This window comes from Candidatus Endowatersipora endosymbiont of Watersipora subatra, assembly GCF_964026585.1.
Lineage (GTDB): Bacteria > Pseudomonadota > Alphaproteobacteria > Rhizobiales > Rhizobiaceae > Pseudahrensia.
In genome coordinates this window covers 743,140-764,107 of the sequence record NZ_OZ032160.1, presented here as the reverse complement: position 1 = coordinate 764,107, position 20,968 = coordinate 743,140, and the positions used below count along the sequence as shown (strand labels likewise).

Annotated in this window: 16 protein-coding genes, 1 tRNA gene, 1 rRNA gene and 1 pseudogene; 14 read left to right on the top strand and 5 right to left on the bottom strand. The window is 37.2% G+C overall.

The genetic code is table 11. From position 1 onward, the window contains the following. Positions 1–39 precede the first annotated feature (39 nt). A 5S ribosomal RNA gene (rrf, locus tag AAGD37_RS03545) occupies positions 40–154 on the top strand. Positions 155–183: 29 nt separating this feature from the next. On the opposite strand, the gene AAGD37_RS03540 is transcribed toward rrf, so the two are convergent. Next, on the bottom strand, positions 184–1,527 hold the full coding sequence (locus AAGD37_RS03540) for a folylpolyglutamate synthase/dihydrofolate synthase family protein (RefSeq protein WP_341760174.1): 1,344 nt from the start codon (positions 1,525–1,527) through the stop codon (positions 184–186). A 381-nt stretch (positions 1,528–1,908) separates the two neighbouring features. Between AAGD37_RS03540 and AAGD37_RS03535 the strand changes: the two genes are divergently transcribed. The 6 genes and pseudogenes from AAGD37_RS03535 to AAGD37_RS03510 all read left to right on the top strand — a co-directional run bounded on the left by AAGD37_RS03535 (position 1,909) and on the right by AAGD37_RS03510 (position 7,102). Further along, positions 1,909–2,000, top strand: a tRNA-Ser gene (locus AAGD37_RS03535). A gap of 111 nt (positions 2,001–2,111) precedes the next feature. Next, a pseudogene (locus tag AAGD37_RS03530) lies at positions 2,112–2,387 on the top strand (integration host factor subunit beta); the annotation flags it as partial. Positions 2,388–2,514: 127 nt separating this feature from the next. Next, complete coding sequence (locus tag AAGD37_RS03525; RefSeq protein WP_341760173.1) at positions 2,515–4,155, top strand: GMC family oxidoreductase; 1,641 nt, start codon at positions 2,515–2,517, stop codon at positions 4,153–4,155. 690 nt (positions 4,156–4,845) lie between these two features. Continuing rightward, positions 4,846–5,982, top strand: a complete 1,137-nt coding sequence (gene ribB, locus AAGD37_RS03520; RefSeq protein WP_424945462.1) for a 3,4-dihydroxy-2-butanone-4-phosphate synthase — start codon at positions 4,846–4,848, stop codon at positions 5,980–5,982. Positions 5,983–6,153: 171 nt separating this feature from the next. Further along, the gene (locus AAGD37_RS03515) at positions 6,154–6,408 is read left to right on the top strand and encodes an exodeoxyribonuclease VII small subunit (RefSeq protein ID WP_341760172.1); all 255 of its coding nucleotides are present in this window, start codon (positions 6,154–6,156) and stop codon (positions 6,406–6,408) included. Between the two features lie 205 nt (positions 6,409–6,613). After that, positions 6,614–7,102: a single-stranded DNA-binding protein gene (locus AAGD37_RS03510; RefSeq protein WP_341760171.1), complete on the top strand. Its 489-nt coding sequence runs from the start codon at positions 6,614–6,616 to the stop codon at positions 7,100–7,102. 38 nt (positions 7,103–7,140) lie between these two features. On the opposite strand, the gene der is transcribed toward AAGD37_RS03510, so the two are convergent. The 3 genes from der to rpoZ all read right to left on the bottom strand — a co-directional run bounded on the left by der (position 7,141) and on the right by rpoZ (position 9,699). Further along, positions 7,141–8,532 (bottom strand): ribosome biogenesis GTPase Der, encoded by a 1,392-nt coding sequence (gene der / locus AAGD37_RS03505; protein ID WP_341760170.1) that lies wholly within the window; start codon positions 8,530–8,532, stop codon positions 7,141–7,143. A 4-nt stretch (positions 8,533–8,536) separates the two neighbouring features. After that, positions 8,537–9,202 (bottom strand): tetratricopeptide repeat protein, encoded by a 666-nt coding sequence (locus tag AAGD37_RS03500; protein ID WP_341760169.1) that lies wholly within the window; start codon positions 9,200–9,202, stop codon positions 8,537–8,539. A 98-nt stretch (positions 9,203–9,300) separates the two neighbouring features. Further along, positions 9,301–9,699 carry a DNA-directed RNA polymerase subunit omega gene (gene rpoZ, locus AAGD37_RS03495; RefSeq protein WP_341760168.1) on the bottom strand — a complete coding sequence of 133 codons (399 nt, stop codon included), beginning with the start codon at positions 9,697–9,699 and terminating at the stop codon, positions 9,301–9,303. A 580-nt stretch (positions 9,700–10,279) separates the two neighbouring features. Here rpoZ and lepB point away from each other — a divergent pair. The 6 genes from lepB (at position 10,280) to nadC (ending at position 17,426) form a co-directional block, all read left to right on the top strand. Further along, a complete protein-coding gene (gene lepB / locus AAGD37_RS03490) occupies positions 10,280–10,960 on the top strand; it encodes a signal peptidase I (protein WP_341760677.1) in 681 nt (226 codons plus the stop codon). An 8-nt stretch (positions 10,961–10,968) separates the two neighbouring features. Continuing rightward, positions 10,969–11,709: a ribonuclease III gene (gene rnc, locus AAGD37_RS03485; protein WP_341760167.1), complete on the top strand. Its 741-nt coding sequence runs from the start codon at positions 10,969–10,971 to the stop codon at positions 11,707–11,709. Beyond that, positions 11,664–12,617 (top strand): GTPase Era, encoded by a 954-nt coding sequence (era, locus tag AAGD37_RS03480; protein WP_341760166.1) that lies wholly within the window; start codon positions 11,664–11,666, stop codon positions 12,615–12,617. Before rnc ends, era begins: the two co-directional genes overlap by 46 nt. 1,036 nt (positions 12,618–13,653) lie before the next feature. Then, the gene (gene nadA / locus AAGD37_RS03475) at positions 13,654–14,745 is read left to right on the top strand and encodes a quinolinate synthase NadA (protein WP_341760676.1); all 1,092 of its coding nucleotides are present in this window, start codon (positions 13,654–13,656) and stop codon (positions 14,743–14,745) included. Positions 14,746–14,920: 175 nt separating this feature from the next. Further along, a complete protein-coding gene (locus AAGD37_RS03470) occupies positions 14,921–16,516 on the top strand; it encodes an L-aspartate oxidase (RefSeq protein ID WP_341760165.1) in 1,596 nt (531 codons plus the stop codon). Positions 16,517–16,568: 52 nt separating this feature from the next. Further along, complete coding sequence (gene nadC, locus AAGD37_RS03465) at positions 16,569–17,426, top strand: carboxylating nicotinate-nucleotide diphosphorylase (RefSeq protein WP_341760164.1); 858 nt, start codon at positions 16,569–16,571, stop codon at positions 17,424–17,426. A 106-nt stretch (positions 17,427–17,532) separates the two neighbouring features. On the opposite strand, the gene rlmN is transcribed toward nadC, so the two are convergent. Further along, entirely contained in the window at positions 17,533–18,681 is a 1,149-nt protein-coding gene (rlmN, locus tag AAGD37_RS03460; protein ID WP_341760163.1) for a 23S rRNA (adenine(2503)-C(2))-methyltransferase RlmN, read from the bottom strand. A 364-nt stretch (positions 18,682–19,045) separates the two neighbouring features. Here rlmN and dnaK point away from each other — a divergent pair, with 364 nt between their 5' ends. Beyond that, entirely contained in the window at positions 19,046–20,953 is a 1,908-nt protein-coding gene (gene dnaK, locus AAGD37_RS03455; RefSeq protein ID WP_341760162.1) for a molecular chaperone DnaK, read from the top strand. The last annotated feature ends 15 nt before the right edge of the window (positions 20,954–20,968 follow it).

Here is a 20,968-nt window from a genome sequence, read left to right as displayed (position 1 = left end):
TTTTTGATTGTTTAAAATATGGACTTTACGTTTTGTTGACTTGGTGGTTATTGCGAGGTTCCTACACCCGATTCCATTCCGAACTCGGAAGTGAAAAGCCTCTGCGCCGATGGTACTTTGTCTTAAGGCATGGGAGAGTAGGTCGCTGCCAGGTTTACTAAGCGTATTTTAGGGATTTAATTCTCATAAAGATGTGATTTCATTGAGAGTCATTGTATTATTGACCAGATATAAAGAACCACAAATGAGTATTCGAGATTTTTCTCTTTTAGTATGATTTTTAATAAATAACATGGCATCATATAGAGATGGAAATGGTAAGGTTTTCAATCCACATTTATAAGCTATTCTGCTTAATTCTTCTGCATTATAACTAGAAGTCCTAGATTTAATTGAAACAGTTAGAACTTCCTTAGCTAAGCATTTAAATTCATTGAAATAACCACTAGCATCTTTTGTTTTCAACATGCCACATATTAAGATCAACTTCTTCCTTTCTTTTTTTTCAAGTTCTTTCATGAAATCAGCTATGACTTTTGCAGCTCCTGGATTGTGGCCTCCATCCAACCAAACTTCGCTTCCTTGAGGGAACATATTAATTAAAGGACCTTGTTTTATTCTTTGCATACGTCCTAACCATTCCGCTTCAAGAATTCCACGTTCTAAGGCTTTTTGAGTTAATGAAAAACCGACTTTGTGAGAGAGAGCTCTAACAGCCGAAATAGCAACAGTTGCATTTGATATCTGATGACTACCATACATTCTCGGAAGGGGCAAACTAAGGAATTCTTTTTTATCTTGATAGATAAGTTGTCCATTTTTTTCTAGACCTAAATAGTTCTGATTCATTATCTGAATTGGTGCAAGACGATATGATGCTTGTTGTTCAATAATTTTAATCACTTCATCTTTTTGGGCACTGACAATTACAGGAACATTGTTTTTGATGATCCCAGCCTTAGAGAAAGCTATTTCTGATAATTTCTCTCCAAGAAGAGCTTCGTGATCGAAGGAAATTGGTGTAATAACTGTAATAGCAGGGTTATGAATAACATTAGTTGCATCTAGACGACCACCAAGGCCAACTTCTACGAGAGACACATCAGCTGGATTTTCTGAAAATAAAATAAACATTACCGCCACGAGTATTTCAAAAACAGTGATGTTCTGATTCCCATTGGCTGCTGCAACTTTATCAATTGCAATAGAAAGTTTCTCATCATCAACAAACTTTCCTTTCCCTTTGTATTGTCCGATTCGATATCGCTCATGCCATGAAAAAATATGAGGAGATGTATGAACGTGGACTGCTAAACCATTAGCTTCTAATATTGATCTCATGAAGGCGATAGTTGAACCTTTTCCGTTTGTCCCAGCTACATGGATAACTGGTGGAATCCGTTCCTGAGGGTTACCCAATTTTTCCAACAACACACTTATGCGCTGAAGATTTAGATCATATCCTTTAGGATGAGCATACATAAGTGTTTCAATTTTTTCTTTTGCGCTTCTAATTCTTTTATTCATCCTTTTCCATCTTTTTATTTGACGATTAGAGTTAAATAAAGTGAATTTGATTCTAATTCTCAGCTGAGCTTTTCGATCCCATTCAGGTCATGAAGATAAATCTATAGCATCAGTTAATTGAAGATCAACTCCTTGGACGTAAGACATATCCATCATTAGCTTTTTAGCTGATAAATTTTTTACTCCTAGATCCTAGCCTAGCATTTTTTCTGCAACCAAACTATCGCCAATGAAGATAAAGTGTGGTTAGTCCTATTCTTCTTCATTGAATTTATTCAAAAAATTTGATTGATTGAACCGTATAGATCTACTGAATAATAATTCAAGCTAGACAGATCAGATTCCTTTTAAATTATCAAAACTATTCCCTAGCTCAATGAAGGAGAGGTGGCCGAGTGGTCTAAGGCGCACGCTTGGAAAGCGTGTAGATGGTAGATTCTGTCTCCGGGGTTCGAATCCCCGCCTCTCCGCCAGTCATATAATTACTATTATCTTTATCTCAATATATTTTATAGAAATAAATGGGATAAAAAGAGATAGATATCAAAAATGATCAATGTTATTGCTATTAGGAGAATGCCCTGATGATTAAGTCCGAGCTCGTTAGGATTATTGCACAGAAAAACACCTACCTCTATCAGCGTGATGTAGAACATATAGTTAATACGGTCCTAGAAGAGATTAGTTCTGCTTTAGCTAATGGTAATAGGGTTGAGTTACGCGGTTTTGGATCCTTTTTTGTCAAATCAAGAGAATCGAGAATTGGAAGAAACCCTAGAACTGGTGAACAAGTTGATATTGAAGAAAAAAATGTACCATTCTTTAAAACAGGAAAGAATTTGCGTGAACGTATCAATAAAGAATTAGATAAACTCTCTTTAGATCAGGAAACAAGAATATCAATTCAAAATGACAGTATAGAAATAAAGAATAGAAAAAGGATCAGTGAATCAACTCTTAATAGACCATAGTTTTGAGGGTAATTCAATGAATTTTAATCCTACAAACATAGAATCTTATCACTACATCATCATCGGTGCAGGCTCAGCAGGTTGTGTTGTAGCCAATCGATTGAGTGAATCTCCCAAGCATAGAGTCTTACTTCTTGAAGCAGGAGGTAGTGATGATAACTTTTGGATAAAAGTACCTCTTGGTTATGCGAAAACCTTTATGGATCCATCTGTAAACTGGTGTTTTTCAACGCAAGCTGATCCAGGCTTAAACGGACGATTATCCTATTGGCCTCGTGGACGTGTTATTGGAGGATCTAGTTCTATTAATGCAATGTCTTATTTCCGTGGCTTACCTCATGATTTTAATGATTGGGAACTGGCTGGTGCCACTGGTTGGAACTGGAATATTGTTAACAAAACCTATGAGCAGCTCGAATCTAATGATGAAATTGACTCATTAGGAAATCGAAAAATCCGTGGAAGTGGACCGGTTTGGGTGAGTGATCTCAGCGATCAGATGCATCCATTTTCACAATATTTTTTACAGGGAGCACGAGATTTAGGCTGGCCTGTATCATACAATATTAATAGCAATCAAAATGAAGGTCTTTCACCGATACGCAGTACAGTACGCTCTGGCCGACGTTGGTCAGCCGCAGATGCTTTTTTGAAACCCGTGAAACACAGGCAAAACCTGCGGATTTTAACCAGTGCAATCGTTCAAAAAATTGTTCTAGAAAAGATGCGGGCAACTGGTCTTATTTATCGCCAAGGAGAAAAGCTAGTACAGGTACATGCCTACGAAGAGGTAATTGTGTGTGCAGGTGCTATTAATTCTCCACATCTTTTACAATTATCAGGTATTGGGCCACCAGATTTGCTCAAAAGGCATGGTATTACAATTGAAAATAGTCTCAATGCTGTAGGTTGTGGACTTCAGGACCATCTAGCACTCTCGCATTATTATCGTGCAAAAGAGCCGACCTTGAATAATCAGTTGGGCTGGTTTTTTGGAAAAATAACAGCTGGTATTCACTATTTATTAACACGCTGCGGCCCTTTAAGTGTCCCAATTAATCAGATTAGTGGTTTTATTCGCTCAGATAACGATGTATCGTCACCTGATGTTCAGGTTTATTGCAACCCTATATCCTATAAAATACAGACATCTGGTTTACCTAAGATTAATGCAGAAGCTAGTTTTTTACTATCTGCACAACCCTGCCGACCGAGCAGCAGGGGTACGATACAGCTTGCATCCTCTAATCCCCTAGATGCCCCCCTTATACAACCCAATTCTCTATCGACTGATGAAGATCGTGATATGGCCATTAAGGTAGGTAAAATACTACAAACCCTTACACAGGCTCCTTCTATCCAAGAAGTTACACAAGAGCCCTTATTGCCAGATATTACCGTAATGAATGATAAAGAATTACTAGAAAATTTTCGTAATCGTGCACAAACAGTATTTCATCCTTCTTGCACCTGCCGTATGGGAAGGAGTAAAAAGGATTCGGTTCTCGATAGCAAGTTGCGTGTTCACGGTATCTCTAGTTTAAGAGTTATAGACGCTTCCTCTTTCCCAAATATCACTTCAGGAAATACCAATGCCCCGACCCTTATGCTGGCTTCGCGCGCTTCTGATTTCATTCTTGAAGAGAAGAGCGGATAAGACAATAAGATGAATTGATAAAATTAATTCGAGTTTTCATCAAGATATTCTAACTCCCGTCCTATAGCGACACCATGAGCTAAACGTGAAATAGCTATTTTAGAATCAACCATTATCTAATTCTATATGCCGTTTGATAATTAATACTAGAGTAAATTTATAAGCTTATTAAAAACCTGAGAAATCCTTTTATATAAAAATACGATTTCGTTATCTCTATCATTGGAACATTTTTGACTATATTGCTTCGTTAGGAGGCTAAGCAAGTTTAGCATTAGCATGAACACAGCAACGTAGTAATTTTCGTAAGTTAATCAATTTGTATATACAATATACAAACCTATGTTTATTTTTCTTAGTTTAAAACTTGGTGTGAGTCTCATGGATTCTCTATTAAGAGAAAAGGAGATCAGAAAGATATTTCTAGATGAAAAATAGGATCAAAAGATAGCGAACACCTTAATAGTGAAATTGAAACTGGTTTTGACATTGCTTTGATGAGTGGAGAAATATATCATGGAAAGGACTGTTTTTAAGAGTGGTTGCAGCGTTCTATATACTCTTTTATCAGATAAATCTTCAGTTTCTCTATTTTCTACAAAACCCACTTCACTTCTTATTCCTTACTAAAGATAGCCCCTATATCTACAACAGAATCGCTATCGCTGACAAAACAGGAGAGTAAGATTGATAGCAACTAGTATGGAGAACGTATTCAAGGCCATTCGCACCTTTGAAAAAGGTGAAATACTTATAGTTACAGATGATGATGATAGAGAAAATGAAGGTGATCTGATTGTTGCAGCAGTACACTGTACACCAGAAAAAATGGCTATGATTATTCGTTACACTAGTGGCATTGTATGTACACCTATGCCAAACGAAGAAGCTCGCCGACTTCAATTAACACCAATGGTAGCTGAAAACGATGCTCCCTATTCAACTGCTTTTACAGTCTCTGTTGATTATCGATATGAAATGACAACGGGGATTTCTGCTGAAGAACGTTGTGCTACAGTTCGCGGTTTAGCTAATCCTAGTTCTTGTGCTGAAGATTTTTTTCGTCCTGGACATATCTTTCCACTAGTAGCACGATCAGGTGGTGTATTGATGCGATCTGGTCATACAGAAGCTGCTGTTGATTTGTGTAAATTGGCAGGTTTGCCACCTATAGGTGTCATTTCTGAATTGATAAATGATGATGGGACAGTAATGCGAGGTCCCCAGATCAAAGATTTTGCTATAGAAAAATCCCTGAGAATAATTACCGTTGCAGAGATAATTTCCTATAGACAAAGACAAGAACGCTTGGTTCAACGGATTGAGGAGTTTAACACACAAACATCCATTGGATTAGCTCGAGCTTATACTTATACAACCGATTGGGATCCCATGCATCAATTAGCCGTTGTTTATGGAAAAATCGGTAATGGAAGAGATGTGCTTGTTCGCTTACATGTTGAATCGGTTTTAGATGACGCATTTGGTGGATCATCTTCTCTGAACAAAAATTTAACACTGATTGAGAAGGAGGGTAGAGGAATTATCGTATATCTTCGTGAAGGCTCTGTTGGTGTTTCGTCAGGTAGTACTCGTAATAACCTTGGATTATCCAGCCTTAATGTCACTAAATTGGATGATAATCAAAAACAATATAGTGCTTCACGATTTCGAAAAGAGGAATGGCTAGAGATAGGTCTTGGTGCACAGATTTTAAGAGATTTAGGTGTTTCATCCATAAAACTTATTGCATCAAAAGAACGTCATTATGTTGGTTTATCAGGGTTTGGTATCGAGATATCTGATACAGTTATTCTAAATAGTTAATCTTTCTTGGTTAAAGATGAATTTAACGAAGAAAAATTTTAAGTTTATAGAAGCTAATTCATTGATTAAATTTGATTCAAATCTGTATTTTATTGGCCTAGATGAATTGACTATAGAAGATGCATAATCTTTTATGCCGGGCGGGAGTCATCTATAAATTAGGAACTGTTCATGTCTAAAATATCAAAGATTACTAACATTTCTACGCTGAGTTTTGAAGAAGCATTAGAACAACTAGAAAAGATTGTTAACAATCTAGAAGGTGGGGATGTTTCACTCGACGAATCGATTACATTTTATGAGCAAGGTGAACTTTTAAAAAAGCACTGTGCGAAATTGCTACAGGCAGCAGAAGATAAAGTTGAGAAAATCCGCCTTGGTGTTGACGGTTCGATCAAAGGGACTGAACCCCTAATTAAATCCTAAGTTAAGATATAAAGTTGGCCTCTTTTGGAATTCTTCAATTTTTAAGGGTTAAGGCTTACAAAACAAGTGTTATGTCTTCTTCTAAAGGAGATTGAAGATTGTTTCGTATTAGTTTAAATATAAACCTAATTTTGGCAAACAATAACACTCTATCCTGCATTTACAGCTGATGCTAACGGGTTTGAGATAATAAGGAGTGCGATTCATGGTAGGAAGTGTCAACAAAGTTATTTTAATTGGAAATCTGGGTACGGATCCTGAAATAAAACGCACTCAAGATGGTCGAAAAGTCGTTAATTTGTCTATTGCAACATCTGAATCGTGGCGAGATAAAAATACCGGTGAACGCAGGGAGAGGACCGAGTGGCATCGGGTTGTCATTTTTAATGAAAATTTATCTAAGATCATCGAAGAGTATCTTAGAAAAGGTTCTAAGGTTTATATTGAAGGACAGTTACAAACCCGAAAATGGCAGGATCAAAATGGCCAAGATCGTTACTCAACAGAGGTAGTTCTTCAGAATTTTAATAGTAATCTCACAATGTTAGATTCGCGCAGTGATAGTAGTTTTCGTTCTAGTGATCTTACTAGTATTAAGGATTATCATACCCAGTCTATATCATCACCATCTACATCTAGGCCAGCTTCCATGATGGAAGGGGGAGACGATCTGGATGATGAAATTCCTTTCTAGGGCTACATACTCAATATAAAGAATTCACCTGAATCATTTCAGTTAGCCAAATCTTTAGTTCTCCTGTACGGATTATCTTTCTTACGCAATTGCAATCTTAATGGAATGCCATGGAGTTCAAAACTTCTTCGAAGTTCGTTTATCAAATAACGTTCATAAGAATCTGGTAGATTTTCAGGATGAGGCCATTGAGCGAAAAAGGTTGGGGGACGGGTTTTGATCTGTGTAATATACTTAAATCGCATGCGCTTCCCAGAAAAAAGGGGGGGAGGATGATGCTCTTGTACACATTCAAGCCAACGGATTAATTTTGACGTGGAGATCCTCTTCTTCCAAACAGATTCAATATCAACTATCGCATCCATTAAATATTGAAGACCTATCCCATTTTTTCCAGACAGAGGGACAGTTTTTATACCTCTGATCTGAGGAAGAACATAAGCTGTCTTTTTATGAAGATCGGAAAGTAACTCTTTCTTATCTTTAATAAGATCCCATTTATTGAAAACAATGACCGGTGCACGTCCTTCTTGTACTACTAAGTCAACAATCTGAATATCCTGTTTCTTCAACGGACTCGTTGCATCGAAAACTATGATTACAACTTCAGCGTGTTGGATAGAGCGTAAACTATCTGAAACTGATAATTTTTCTATTTTCTCATGAACTCGAGCTTTCTTACGCAGTCCAGCTGTATCAAAGATTTTGATTGATCGATCTTGCCATTTCCAATCGACTGGAATGGAGTCACGAGTTGTACCCGGATCAGGACCAGTTAGCAGTCGTTCTTCTTTGATAATTTGGTTAATAAGAGTTGATTTTCCAACGTTAGGTCGACCCACAACTGTAATTTTTAGAGGTTTATTTGCATTCTTTTGATTTTCTATGGTTTTATGATCATTCATAAATTTCAAAGCTAAGGCGTTTTTTCTATTTAACGCATCATCTATTGCATTTTTTAAATCTATCATGCCATCGCCATGTCTGGCAGATATGGTGACTGGATCACCAAACCCCATCGAACAGGCCTCATAAATGTTATGTTCATCTTGAGCTCGCTCTACTTTATTAGCTACTAAAATGACAAATTTTCCTAATTTATGGAGCATGGACGCACACTTGAAGTCCAGTGAAAAGAGTCCAGAACGCCCATCAATCATGAAAAGAATAATATCAGATTCAACGATTGCTAATTTTGTTTGATCTTGTATACGAGCTGATAAACTACCAAAACTACCAGACTTAATATCCTCTAGTCCAGCTGTATCCACTATGCGGAAATTCAAGTCTCCTAATTGAGCATTACCCATACGCCTATCTCTTGTAAGACCTGGCTCATCATAAACTAGAGCGAGTTTTCTTCTCGCTAGACGGTTGAAAAGTGTAGATTTACCAACATTGGTCCGTCCTGTTATTGCTGCTGTTATCATTTTATTATTCCGTGGTAGCGCCTCCAGATTTTATCAGTTCCAACATGATCTGTACACGGTCTTCAAGACCAGCAGGAATACCTTCTTCCTTCTGAAGAGCACTAAATTGCTGAAAGGCCTTTTGGAAGTCTCCAATCTTTAAATAGGCTAATCCTAAAACTTCTTGAGCAGAGTATTTATAGGCACCCTCTGGTCTTACAAGGGGGCCAACTATTTCCTTAACATCTTCAATAGAACCAATATCTACCAATATCATACCACTACGAATTCTTGCAATATCCCTAAAATTTCTATCGACTGATATATTATTAATAACAATATTATATTGTTTTACTGCTTTCTCTAATTCACCAATATTTGCTAGTTTTGATGCAGTTAACAAGTTTGATAATACTTTGTATACACCTCTTCCCTTTTCTCTTAATTTGGCTAAAATCTGATCAGATCTTATATCCTTTCCAAGGCGAATAGAATCGATGAAAGAGTCGCCATCTGAAGCAGCTTTATGAATCATATTCCATTGATAAAGCTCTAGAGAAATGGTTATAAAAACCAACGCGATAGATGCCGCTATTAAAAATTTCTTGTATCTCTTCCAAAAGAATTGATTTTTTTCTCTCTGAATCTCTTTTTCAATTTCATCAATCAATGAACCATCCGAATCGAACATAAATCACTAAATTATCACTATTCCTAGCAGCAGAAAGTAAAAAAGGGAAAAGAGAAAGAAGAATCTTGAGGGCCTAATCTATACATTATCGTTATAATTTATGAATCTTCATCTTTTTTTTCTGGTGGAACTAAACACTGAATGCTAGTCAAAAGATCATCTTCAGAGAAAGAATCAAAAGAAAGAGCCTCAGGAGATTTTAAGATGCTACTATCAGGTTCTTCTATATACTCTATATCTAGGTTAGATATAGTTTCTGGCTCGTCTATCTCAACTTGCTTCTGCAGAGAATGGATTAAATCTTCTTTGAGATCTCCAGGAGAAAGACGCTGTTCAGCAATTTCTCGCAAAGCGACAACTGGATTCTTATCATTATCACGGTTAACAGATATTTCTGATCCTGATGAAATCTGTCGAGCTCTATGGCTAGACAAAAGCACTAATTCAAAACGGCTTGAGACTTTATCAATACAATCTTCAACGGTAACACGAGCCATAGATCAATTCCTAATTTATTTTATTAAAGTATAGAGAGATTTGTACAGTCATAATCCGCTCATCTCAAGGAAATTCAATTCTAAAAATCATTTCTATATTCTTGATATTGAAGGTTGAATATTTTCCTGCTATGATTGGATTTGTTTACTCTGTTTTCTATTTTCCTTTTATTTAAAGAATGATTGAGATCTTTAAATATCAGTTTTTTAGTTCGAATGTATTAATTTTTACTCATTTATTAAAATAGTTGGTGCATGATTGTAGATTAGATTAGGATGAGTGTATTTAATGGTATTCTCTTGACTGATCCTGGTCACTTCTAATAGAAGATGCCGTTTTTCTGAGAAAAGGAAGACTTTCATCTTTTACATTGATACCTTGAAAAAAAACAATAGATGATATTTTTTTAACAAGTCAAATCCTCTCTTTTCTCATAAATGCTTTAAATCTCTTCATGTTCGAATGAGAAGACAGCATTAGAATGAATGTGGACAATGGACTATAATTTAAAAATGAAGGATATGGCAGTTGTTATCAGTTGAAAAAAAGAAGGTGTGGTGGGAAACAATTTCAGTTATTATGCAAGCGATTCTTCTTGCTATGGTATTACGAACTTTTTTATTTCAGCCCTTCAGTATTCCATCCGGTAGCATGAAACCAACATTGCTCGTTGGTGATTATATATTTGTATCCAAATATAGCTACGGATACTCTAAGTATTCATTTCCATTTCGCCTCCCATTCTTAAGCGGTCGGATTTGGGAACGGATCCCCGAGCGTGGTGATGTTGTTGTTTTTAAGTTTCCAGTTGATACCAACAAAGATTACATTAAACGCCTCATTGGGTTACCCGGTGACAAAATCCAAATGATCGATAGTGTGATTCATATCAACGGTATACCTGTTCGGAGGGTTGAAAATGGAATTTTTTTTGATAAAACTCGTTTTTATCAGCCAATAATCCCAGAATTTGAAGAGAGTATGCCCAACGGTCGAAGTTACAAAACAATTGATCTATTTCCAGGTGATGTCAGTGATACAACGGGCATTTTTGAAGTACCAGAAGGTCACTATTTCTTCCTTGGTGATAATCGTGATAATTCTTCTGATAGTCGTTACGATGTTGGAATGGTCCCAGCTGAGTTATTAGTTGGAAAAGCACAAGTCATTTTTTTATCTCTTGATAATGATGTTGCTGCTTGGAAATTATGGCGATGGCCTAAAGATATGAGGTGGAATCGTATATTTACGTTTCTTTGAGAAAGAATATGAAATCTCCCTATATTTCAGCTGATAAAATAGAAAACCTTGAGAAGCGTATTGATCACAGGTTTAAAACACATGAACAATTAGTGAGGGCGTTAACACATGCTAGCGCAGTCCCATCATTAAATGATTTTTTACATTATGAGAGATTCGAATTCTTAGGCGATCGTATCTTAGGATTGTGTATTGCTGAACAGTTATTTTTCAGTTTTCCAGAGGCCTGTGAAGGAGAAATGGCTATGCGCTTGAATATATTAGTGAGTGGGAAGACTTGCTCTGATGTTTCTGATGAAATTGGTTTGCATGAGTTTATATTTACTGGCACTTGTTTAAAAGAACTGACAAGCGACCGTATGCGTAGCGTGCGCGCCGATGTAGTGGAATCTCTCATTGCAGCAATTTATCTAGATTCTGGAATAGAAAGTGCCAAGAAATTTATTTTCAAATTCTGGAATAATCGTATCCATGCTACTCAGACTGTAATACGTGATAGTAAAACATCTTTACAAGAATGGGCTCATTCAAAAGGATACGCAACGCCAGTTTACTATGTTTCCAGACAAACTGGTCCTGATCATGCTCCTCGCTTTGTGGTTGATGTTATTATTGAAGGCATACAAAGTGCTTCAGGATCAGGTCGTTCTAAACGAGGAGCGGAACAGAAGGCAGCTGAAATTATTTTGATAAATGTAGGCAAATGGATAAAGCACGAGGATGGTACAATACAGGAACACAATGTTTGACAAGCAGTAAAGAAATAAAAACAAGAGCTGGTCTTATTACACTCATCGGAGCACCCAATGTTGGTAAATCGACTTTACTCAATCAGTTGGTTGGCGCTAAAGTTTCAATTGTAACTCATAAAGTTCAAACAACCCGAAGAAGGGTTCATGGAATAGTAATATGTAACAATGACCAGTTCATATTCGTTGATACGCCAGGAATATTTGAATCTCGGCGGCCTCTCGATCATGTAATGGTTAATAAAACGTGGAGGCAAATCAAGAATTCTGATGTTGTTTGTCTTGTAATAGATTCTGCAAAGGGTCTTAAAGGCGAATCTGAAGTTATTTTAAGAAAAATTTCGTGCATCAAACTCCCCAAAATTTTGTTAATCAACAAGATCGACCGAGTAAAGCGTGAAAAACTTTTTCAATTAGTTATTAATGCAAATGAGTACACATATTTTGATAATACATTCATGATTTCTGCTTTGAATGGAGATGGCTGTAAAGATATTTTGAATCATATTCGTAATTTTTTACCTGTTGTACCGTGGCTTTATCCACCCAATCAGGTATCAAATGTTTCTCAACGTATGCTATCATCTGAAATTACCCGTGAAAAACTTTATCTCTGTCTTCATCAGGAATTACCCTATTCAGCTCGTGTGGAAGTTGAGTGTTGGGAGGAAAAGATCGATGGTAGTTTAAAAATCGATCAGACTATTTATATTGAGAGACTTTCTCAAAAGAGAATACTGATCGGTAATAAGGGAAAAACGATCAAGAGAATTTCGTCTATGGCTAGAAAAGAACTCTCTGAGCTTCTCAAACGTCAGGTTCATTTGTTTTTGTTGGTAAAGGTACGTGAGAGATGGGTTGATAATTCTGAACCAGATCCAGAAATGGGTCTATCGTTTCTAGACTAAAGAAAGATTAGCTAACTTGGAAGGGACAGATGAAGTGATTAGATTGGGCAATCATAAATTATGAGGCTAACTCTTCATCTTCAGCTGTTCAATTCGGTTATTTTCACTTGGCGTGCACGGTTAAGTAATAATTTAGGCCAATTCAATTCAAGATTGAATCAAATTCCTTACGTGGCCCAACAGCAACAAGTCATCGAAAAAGCTCACGGGATTTATGCTCTTCAATCCTTAGTTCCGCCTATTAGATTATGACCTGAACGTTATTCTTATCTCCTCTCTTACAAAATAAAATACTCTTGACCCCTTCATTTTAATTAGTTGAATATTTTAGGAGAATTGTTCGTTAATTTTGAGATTTTTCTTCTTCAAGAGTTTGGCTTTGGCCTTAATATAATATGAATTGTTGTGCGTTGACTCGCAAAACACAAAAATTGATTTATATATCGCCTAGAACAGGGTGTTCGGTTAGTTGATCAGATTAAAATCCTTATTACAGTTCAGTTATTCTCATACAATCCCTAATTAACGATATCATCGATGGGTTTTCTCCGTCTATCGTTCACATCCATCATGGCCTCCTTCAAAAATAACAAGTCTCTTAGCGCTTCTAAAACGCCATCGTTAAGAATCGGATTCTTACTGAAACGCCCGCTCTCCACTTTACTTCTAAAGTGAATAACATTCTAATATTGAAAGAATATCAATCTTACATTAACGTATTCATTTTTATACTGATCAATGGTTGTGTAATTCAGCATTATAGATACAATTTTTAATGATTTAGAAAAATTATCAGTGTTTACAGGGATTATAATTAAATTTAAGATTAATTTTCTTTTTATTTAGAATTTTGAAGAGTGAGTTACTCCTTTTTCGATAAAAAGGATATGAATTACATCAGATTGATCCCCTTAACCAGGTAATATTATCTGATAAAAATATTTTATTTACTTCTCTCTAACCTTGTTTTTCACTCTCTTTATACTCAAAATGATCGTAGGGTCATGACCTGACAGGAAAGCAGAATAACATGAATATGCCAGTGTCTGTGGAGAAGGACAGTATAACTCCCACTAAATGCGACTTTATCCGCCTTTCGAATGGACTTTCTTATGAAAGATTCTCTCAAGATTCTTTAGAATTTAACTCTAAAGTTGAAAGGGAAACAGCCCATCTTTATGAAAAAGTTCGTAACCATATTCCTGAAATTGAATGGCCATTCCATGCACCATATATCCACGCTATTAACCAGTTAAAAGTTGACCGCAATGCGTCAATTTTAGCACATAATTATCAAATGCCTGAGATCTATCATTGTGTTGCTGATATTTGTGGTGATTCACTTCAACTGGCACAGGAAGCTAGCCGTATTAAAACGGATATTATTATTCAATGTGGTGTTCATTTTATGGCAGAAACGTCGAAATTGTTGAATCCAGACAAGACTGTTTTAATTCCGGATTTGAAAGCTGGATGTAGTCTTGCAGAATCAATTACAGGAGAAGATGTACGAATATTGCGATCAGCTAATCCTAATGTTCCTATTGTCACTTATGTAAACACATCAGCTGATGTAAAGGCCGAAAGTGATATATGCTGTACATCATCAAATGCGGTTCAGGTTGTTGAGAGTTTTGGTGTTGACAAAGTTTTTCTTATTCCTGACGAATATCTCGCAAGAAATGTTGCCAAACAAACAAATGTCCAAATCTTAATTTGGAAAGGTCATTGTGAAGTTCATGAAAGGTTCACTGCGGAGGAATTACTGGTTTATAAGGAAGCAGATCCAGAACTTAAGATTCTGGCTCACCCCGAATGTCCGACCGAAGTGACTGACATTGCTGATTTAACAGGCTCTACAAAGAGCATGATTGATTATACTATGAATCTTAAGCCAGGTTCAAAGATTCTATTAGTTACTGAATGTTCAATGGCCTCCAATATTCAAATAAAAGCTCCAAAGGTTGAATTTATCAAACCTTGCAATTTATGTCCGCATATGCAGCGTATTACCTTACCTAAAATTCTCGATAGCCTTTTAGTAATGGAAGAAGAGGTTATTATAGATGATTTAGTAGCAAAAAAAGCACGTATAGCTGTGGAACGGATGGTCAATTTAGAAAATTAAGGAATTCCTATTTCATGGATATGGATATTGACTTAAAGCTAAGGCTTACTCTTACTGAAAAATAGAATAGAAGGATCTTCTTCTGCTGATAGTTTTCTGATTCTTCGTGGATTGAATTTTGAAGGATTGATGAATTAGAAATGTCAGTTCACTCAATAAAAAGTTTTTAATTGTGATGAGCAAGCAATTGTCTTCTGGTATTAACGATGTGATCATTATTGGTGGTGGATTAGCTGGTTTATTTTGCGCTCTAAAGCTGTCTCCAAAACCAGTGACTATTTTAACTTCTTCCTCGCTAGGGAAGGGGAATTCTTCTTCATGGGCACAGGCTGGTATTGCTGCAGCGGTATCTGAAACTGACTCCGTAGAAAAGCATTTAGCTGATACGCTAAGAGCTGGTGCTGGAATTAGTGATGAAAGTATTGCCCGCCTCATGGTCTCTCAAGCCCCCGATCGTATTTTAGATCTTCTGGAATTTGGTGTTCCCTTTGACCAGGATCGCAAAGGCAAACTTAGGGTATCGCAAGAAGCGGCTCATAGTGAGAAAAGAATTATTGGTGTCCGCGGGGATATGGCCGGTAAGGTGGTCATGGATGTCCTGGTGGATATTGTAAAAAAAACCCCATCTATTCGTGTTCTAGAAGGATATGTTGCTCAGGATTTATGGGTTCAAAGAAGGCGTGTTACCGGTGTGATTGCACGGAATGAAGAACAAGATGGAAACAATCATATAATATTGTCAACACAGGCTGTTGTAATCGCAACAGGTGGCATAGGTCATCTTTACCTTGTCACAACGAATCCTGTCGAAGCCTGCGGTGATGGTATTGGTATAGCAGCAAGGGCTGGTGCTATTCTTGCTGATATGGAATTTGTTCAATTTCATCCGACTGCGATTGATAGCGGTACAGATCCAGCACATCTAGCGACGGAGTCCCTTCGTGGTCATGGTGCAATTTTGACTAACAAAAATGGAACTCGATTTATGAAATCGATCCATCCGGATTCTGAATTAGCACCTCGCGATATTGTTGCAAGGAGTATATTTAACGAAGTTCAGTCCGGCCGAGGTGCTTTTTTAGATTGCAGGCAAATAATTGGAAAAGAATTTGAGAAGCTATTTCCAACCGTCTTTTCTTCTTGTCAAGAGGTGGGCATTAATCCAGGAAAGGATCCAATCCCCATTATTCCAGCTGCCCATTATTCTATGGGAGGTGTTTTAACAGACGTCAACGGTCGTACTACATTAGAGGGACTTTGGGCATGTGGAGAAGTCACATCGACGGGAGTCCATGGGGCTAATAGACTGGCTTCTAATTCGCTTTTAGAAGCAGTCGTTTTTTCAGGACAAGTTGCCAAGGATGTTTTTTCGATCTCCAAACGGCCAAGTCCTGCAGGGCAGGATCACTGCTTTGAATCGAAGAATCTAGAATGCAGACAGAATGAGAAAGCGATGCAACAACTAAGACAAATCATGTCTGCAGAGTTTGGTGTCGTGAGAACACCGCATGGTATGCAATATGGCCTCCAGAAAATTATTAAACTCGAATCTGACAATAACAACAAGCAATTTTCAAATTCTTTGATAGCAGCAAAATCTGTTGCTGTCTGTGCATGTGCTAGAAAAGAAAGCCGTGGCGCCCATTTCAGATTAGATTTTCCTAAAGAGAGAGCTAAATGGGCAAACCGAAGTTTTTTTACACTCAATGATATCAATGAATTAGCTAAAAAAATTGTAGATGCAGATTATTCTATTCTTGAACAGAGATGATATGATGAACTTATTTTTTCGATCTGGTCTATTTTAGTAAAAGCAGTGTGTGATGATTTCAACTATTCCTTCTTTGTCACCAATAGCTATTAAGTCCGCTGTTCAAGATGCCTTGTCAGAAGATTTTGGTCTTCATGGTGATATCACGAGCTCGGCAATTATATCAAGCGAGGAAACCGCTAAAGCTGTTTTGACTGCTCGTGACAGCGGTATTATAGCTGGGATTGCGATTGCTCATGCAACGTTTTTTGAACTTGATGAAAAAGTTCATTTTATAGCTAACGTTCGTGACGGTGAAGAAGTAAAAAAAGGTACGAAACTAGCAGTAATCAAAGGATCAGCACGGGCCCTTTTAGGAGGAGAACGAGTTGCACTTAATTATCTTTGTCATCTTTCAGGTATTGCAAGCTATACAGCTAAATTTGTAAAACTGATCCAGCATACCCATGCGAAGGTTTGCTGTACGAGAAAAACAATACCTGGTTTGAGGACCTTCGAGAAATTTTCAGTCAAATGCGGAGGGGGATCCAATCATCGCTACAGTTTAGGCGATGCTATTTTGATTAAGGATAACCATATCTCAGTCGCTGGTGGTGTCATTCAAGCAATTAAAAAAGCAAGAAACTTTTGTGGTCATCTTTTAAAGATTGAGGTCGAAGTCAACTCCATCGATGAGTTAAAGCTAGCACTCACAGCTAAACCAGATATTGTCATGCTCGACAATATGACTCCCTATGAATTGCGCAAAGGTGTTGAACTCGTTGATAGAATAATTCCTATTGAGGCTTCCGGAAATGTATCCATAGATACAATTAAGGAGATTGCAGAAACAGGTGTTGATTATATTTCAACAAGCCAGTTAACTATGAATGCTCCTATTCTTGATCTTAGCTTAGATGTTGTCATTTAACTTTAAAATATACCGATCTTCTCAATTAGTTACTTAATGGAATCGTTTACTATAAACCAATAAATCAAATCAGAAAGATAGTATGAGAGGATATTTTAATCTTCTTTCATAGACTCAATCGATAAACGGTCTCCTTAAATCGTTGGGATTGAGATTTCAACTGTCCGCAAGCCGCCAAAATATCTTGACCTCTTGGTGTACGTATCGATGAGGGATAACCATTAAGTTTTAAAAGACTTGCAAAGCATTTAATTTGCTCCTGTTCAGAAGATTCATACTCCGAACCAGGCCAAGGATTGAAGGGTATTAGATTTATTTTTGCTGGAATGCATTTTAATAATTTCACCAATTCTCTTGCATTCTGTAGAGAATCATTAATACCTTTTAACATAACATATTCAAAAGTAATGCTTTTCGCATTTGAATTTTCAAGATATGTCCGGCACGCCTCCAGCAGTTGAGAAATAGGATATTTTTTGTTAATGGGCATAATTTTACTTCGGACTTCATCTCTGGTTGCATGTAGAGAAACAGCCAACATACATTTAATTTCAGTTCCTATTTTTCTAATGTTGGGAATAACACCAGATGTTGATAGTGTAATGCGTCGTTTTGATAAAGAGAGACCTTCACTATCAGATATGATAAGTAGGGCCTTCTTTACATTTTCAAAATTATAGAGCGGTTCACCCATACCCATCATGACAATATTAGTTACTTTACGATTTTTTTCGAAGGAATTCTCGGTCTTCTCAAGAAAATCACCAAGCTTTTCACGAGCGACAATTAACTGCATAAGTATTTCTTCACTAGTCAGATTTCTTACAAACTTTTGAGATCCAGTATTGCAGAAAGAACAATTGAGTGAACATCCTACCTGTGAAGATAGACAAAGAGTACCACGGTTGTATTCAGGAATATAGACAGTCTCAACTTCAATAGGCAGGGGAGTACCTCTAAAGCGTAGTAACCATTTTATAGTTCCATCTTCTGATCTTTGCTCATTGACAATTTGAGGGCGGATGAGACAGTACTCGCGAGTTAGATCAGATCTAATTTTTTGATCTAAATTTGTCATTCCATCGAATGATCGATGTCCTCTTAGATAAATCCACTGCCAGATTTGTGAAACTCGCATGCGAATTTTCTTTTCGGGGATACCAATTTTTTTTTCTAATTCAAGGGATAACTCATCACGATCCAATCCAATGAGATTAGGCAGGGCTAATTCTCTATGAGTACTTCTGTAAACCATGAGAAAGACTGAACGAATTAAGATCTTATCTTTTCAGTACAGCAGTTAAAAATATTTGTCAATAAGATTCTATCATAGGATCATTCTATTGAGAATGATCTCTAATCTCCTCATTAAAATTTTCTTTTTAAGACTGCTCTTGCAGCGAATTAGTGGCCTTCTTATATAAATCTTTTAATGGCATAAAACACGAGGGAACGTGGAGTGTCATAGTATTTAGTGATTAGTGAAGCCAGCGAGGGGTATCGGTGAGTTTCGATCCAGTGATCGATCTTTTTCAAGCCTTCCGTTATCCGGGATACCCTCAGTTCCAGACTTTGTGGACGAGACTGGTTGGTTTGGATAAATTGGAGAAGTAAAAACGATGGCGAAAGTTATTGGTATTGACCTGGGTACAACAAATTCTTGCGTTTCAGTTATGGATGGTAAAGTCCCCAAGGTTATTGAAAATTCTGAAGGTGCACGTACAACACCATCAATGGTTGGTTTTTCAGATGACGGTGAACGTCTTGTTGGTCAGCCTGCAAAACGTCAGGCCGTAACCAACCCGGAAAATACTTTCTTTGCAGTCAAGCGCTTAATAGGTCGCCGTTTTGATGATCAGGCTGTTAAGAAAGATCAGAAGCTCGTTCCTTACAATATTATAGAGGGCGAAAATGGTGACGCTTGGGTTCAGAGTCGTGGTGACAAATATTCTCCTTCCCAAATTTCAGCAATGATTCTCCAAAAAATGAAGGAAACGGCTGAAACTTATCTTGGTGAAAAAGTTAATCAGGCTGTTATTACGGTTCCAGCTTATTTTAATGATGCTCAGCGCCAGGCAACTAAAGATGCAGGGAAAATTGCGGGCCTTGAAGTTCAACGTATTATTAATGAGCCAACCGCTGCAGCTCTTTCTTATGGAATGGATAGAAATGAAGGAAAGACGATCGTTGTTTACGATTTAGGTGGAGGTACTTTCGATGTATCTATTTTAGAAATAGGTGATGGTGTTTTCGAAGTAAAGTCGACCAACGGTGATACATTTCTAGGTGGTGAAGATTTTGATATCACTTTGGTTGATTATCTATCTAAAGAATTTAAAAGGGACCAGGGTGTTGATCTAAAAGGTGATAAACTAGCTCTTCAGCGTCTGAAAGAAGCCGCTGAGAAAGCTAAGATCGAATTGTCATCTTCCTCTCAGACTGAGATTAATTTACCATTTATCACTGCAGATTCTTCAGGTCCTAAGCACCTAACGATGAAACTTACACGTGCTAAATTTGAATCTCTTGTTTCTGATTTAGTTAAGCGAACAATAGATCCCATGCAGGGGGCTTTAAAAGATGCTGGCTTATCAACTAGCGAAATTAATGAGGTAATTTTGGTCGGTGGCATGACTCGCATGCCAAAAGTTCAAGAAACTGTGCAAAATTTTTTCGGAAAGGAACCTCACAAGGGTGTGAATCCTGATGAAGTTGTTGCTATGGGAGCAGCGATTCAGGCGGGTGTTTTACAGGGTGATGTCACTGATGTTTTACTTCTTGATGTCACGCCTTTATCATTAGGAATCGAAACCCTTGGTGGTGTCTTCACACGCTTAATTGATCGTAATACGACGATCCCTACGAAGAAATCTCAGACTTTTTCAACTGCTGAAGATAACCAAAATGCTGTTACTATTCGTGTTTCCCAGGGTGAACGTGAAATGGCATCCGACAACAAGTCACTGGGGCAATTTGATTTAGTTGGTATTCCGCCTGCACCACGCGGTGTTCCTCAAATTGAAGTTACATTTGATATTGATGCGAATGGTATTGTAAATGTATCTGCTAAAGACAAAGGGACAGGAAAATCTCAAGAAATTAAAATCCAGGCCTCTGGCGGTCTATCTGAAAAAGATATCGAAAAGATGGTTAAAGATGCTGAGGCGAATTCTGATTCTGATAAAAAACGTCGTCAAGCAGTTGAAGAAAAAAATCAAGCAGAAACACTTATCCATTCAACTGAGAAATCTTTAACTGAACATGGGGATAAAATCAGTGACGAAGATAAATCGATGATTCAGGAAGCTATAAAAAATCTTAAATCAACCTTAGAATCAGATGATTTAGATGATCTGAAAGCCAAGTCTCAAGCCTTAGCTGAAGCTAGCATGAAGATGGGACAGATGATCTATGAAGCTCAGAAGACATCTGATAAAGAAGGAGCATCCACTGATGCTCCAGATAAAAATATCGTTGATGCTGATTTTGAGGAAATAAAAGACAAGAACGGAAAAAACTCTGCATAGCAGTATTTATCTTGA

Coding starts and splice junctions, on each gene's coding strand:
- AAGD37_RS03470 (WP_341760165.1), top strand. CDS start 14,921: ATGAGCAAGCAATTGTCTTCTGGTATTAACGATGTGATCATTATTGGT.
- dnaK (WP_341760162.1), top strand. CDS start 19,046: ATGGCGAAAGTTATTGGTATTGACCTGGGTACAACAAATTCTTGCGTT.
- era (WP_341760166.1), top strand. CDS start 11,664: ATGGATAAAGCACGAGGATGGTACAATACAGGAACACAATGTTTGACA.
- rnc (WP_341760167.1), top strand. CDS start 10,969: ATGAAATCTCCCTATATTTCAGCTGATAAAATAGAAAACCTTGAGAAG.
- AAGD37_RS03510 (WP_341760171.1), top strand. CDS start 6,614: ATGGTAGGAAGTGTCAACAAAGTTATTTTAATTGGAAATCTGGGTACG.
- der (WP_341760170.1), bottom strand. CDS start 8,532: ATGATAACAGCAGCAATAACAGGACGGACCAATGTTGGTAAATCTACA.
- AAGD37_RS03525 (WP_341760173.1), top strand. CDS start 2,515: ATGAATTTTAATCCTACAAACATAGAATCTTATCACTACATCATCATC.
- nadC (WP_341760164.1), top strand. CDS start 16,569: ATGATTTCAACTATTCCTTCTTTGTCACCAATAGCTATTAAGTCCGCT.
- lepB (WP_341760677.1), top strand. CDS start 10,280: ATGCAAGCGATTCTTCTTGCTATGGTATTACGAACTTTTTTATTTCAG.
- AAGD37_RS03540 (WP_341760174.1), bottom strand. CDS start 1,527: ATGAATAAAAGAATTAGAAGCGCAAAAGAAAAAATTGAAACACTTATG.
- AAGD37_RS03515 (WP_341760172.1), top strand. CDS start 6,154: ATGTCTAAAATATCAAAGATTACTAACATTTCTACGCTGAGTTTTGAA.
- nadA (WP_341760676.1), top strand. CDS start 13,654: ATGCCAGTGTCTGTGGAGAAGGACAGTATAACTCCCACTAAATGCGAC.
- AAGD37_RS03500 (WP_341760169.1), bottom strand. CDS start 9,202: ATGTTCGATTCGGATGGTTCATTGATTGATGAAATTGAAAAAGAGATT.
- rpoZ (WP_341760168.1), bottom strand. CDS start 9,699: ATGGCTCGTGTTACCGTTGAAGATTGTATTGATAAAGTCTCAAGCCGT.
- rlmN (WP_341760163.1), bottom strand. CDS start 18,681: ATGGTTTACAGAAGTACTCATAGAGAATTAGCCCTGCCTAATCTCATT.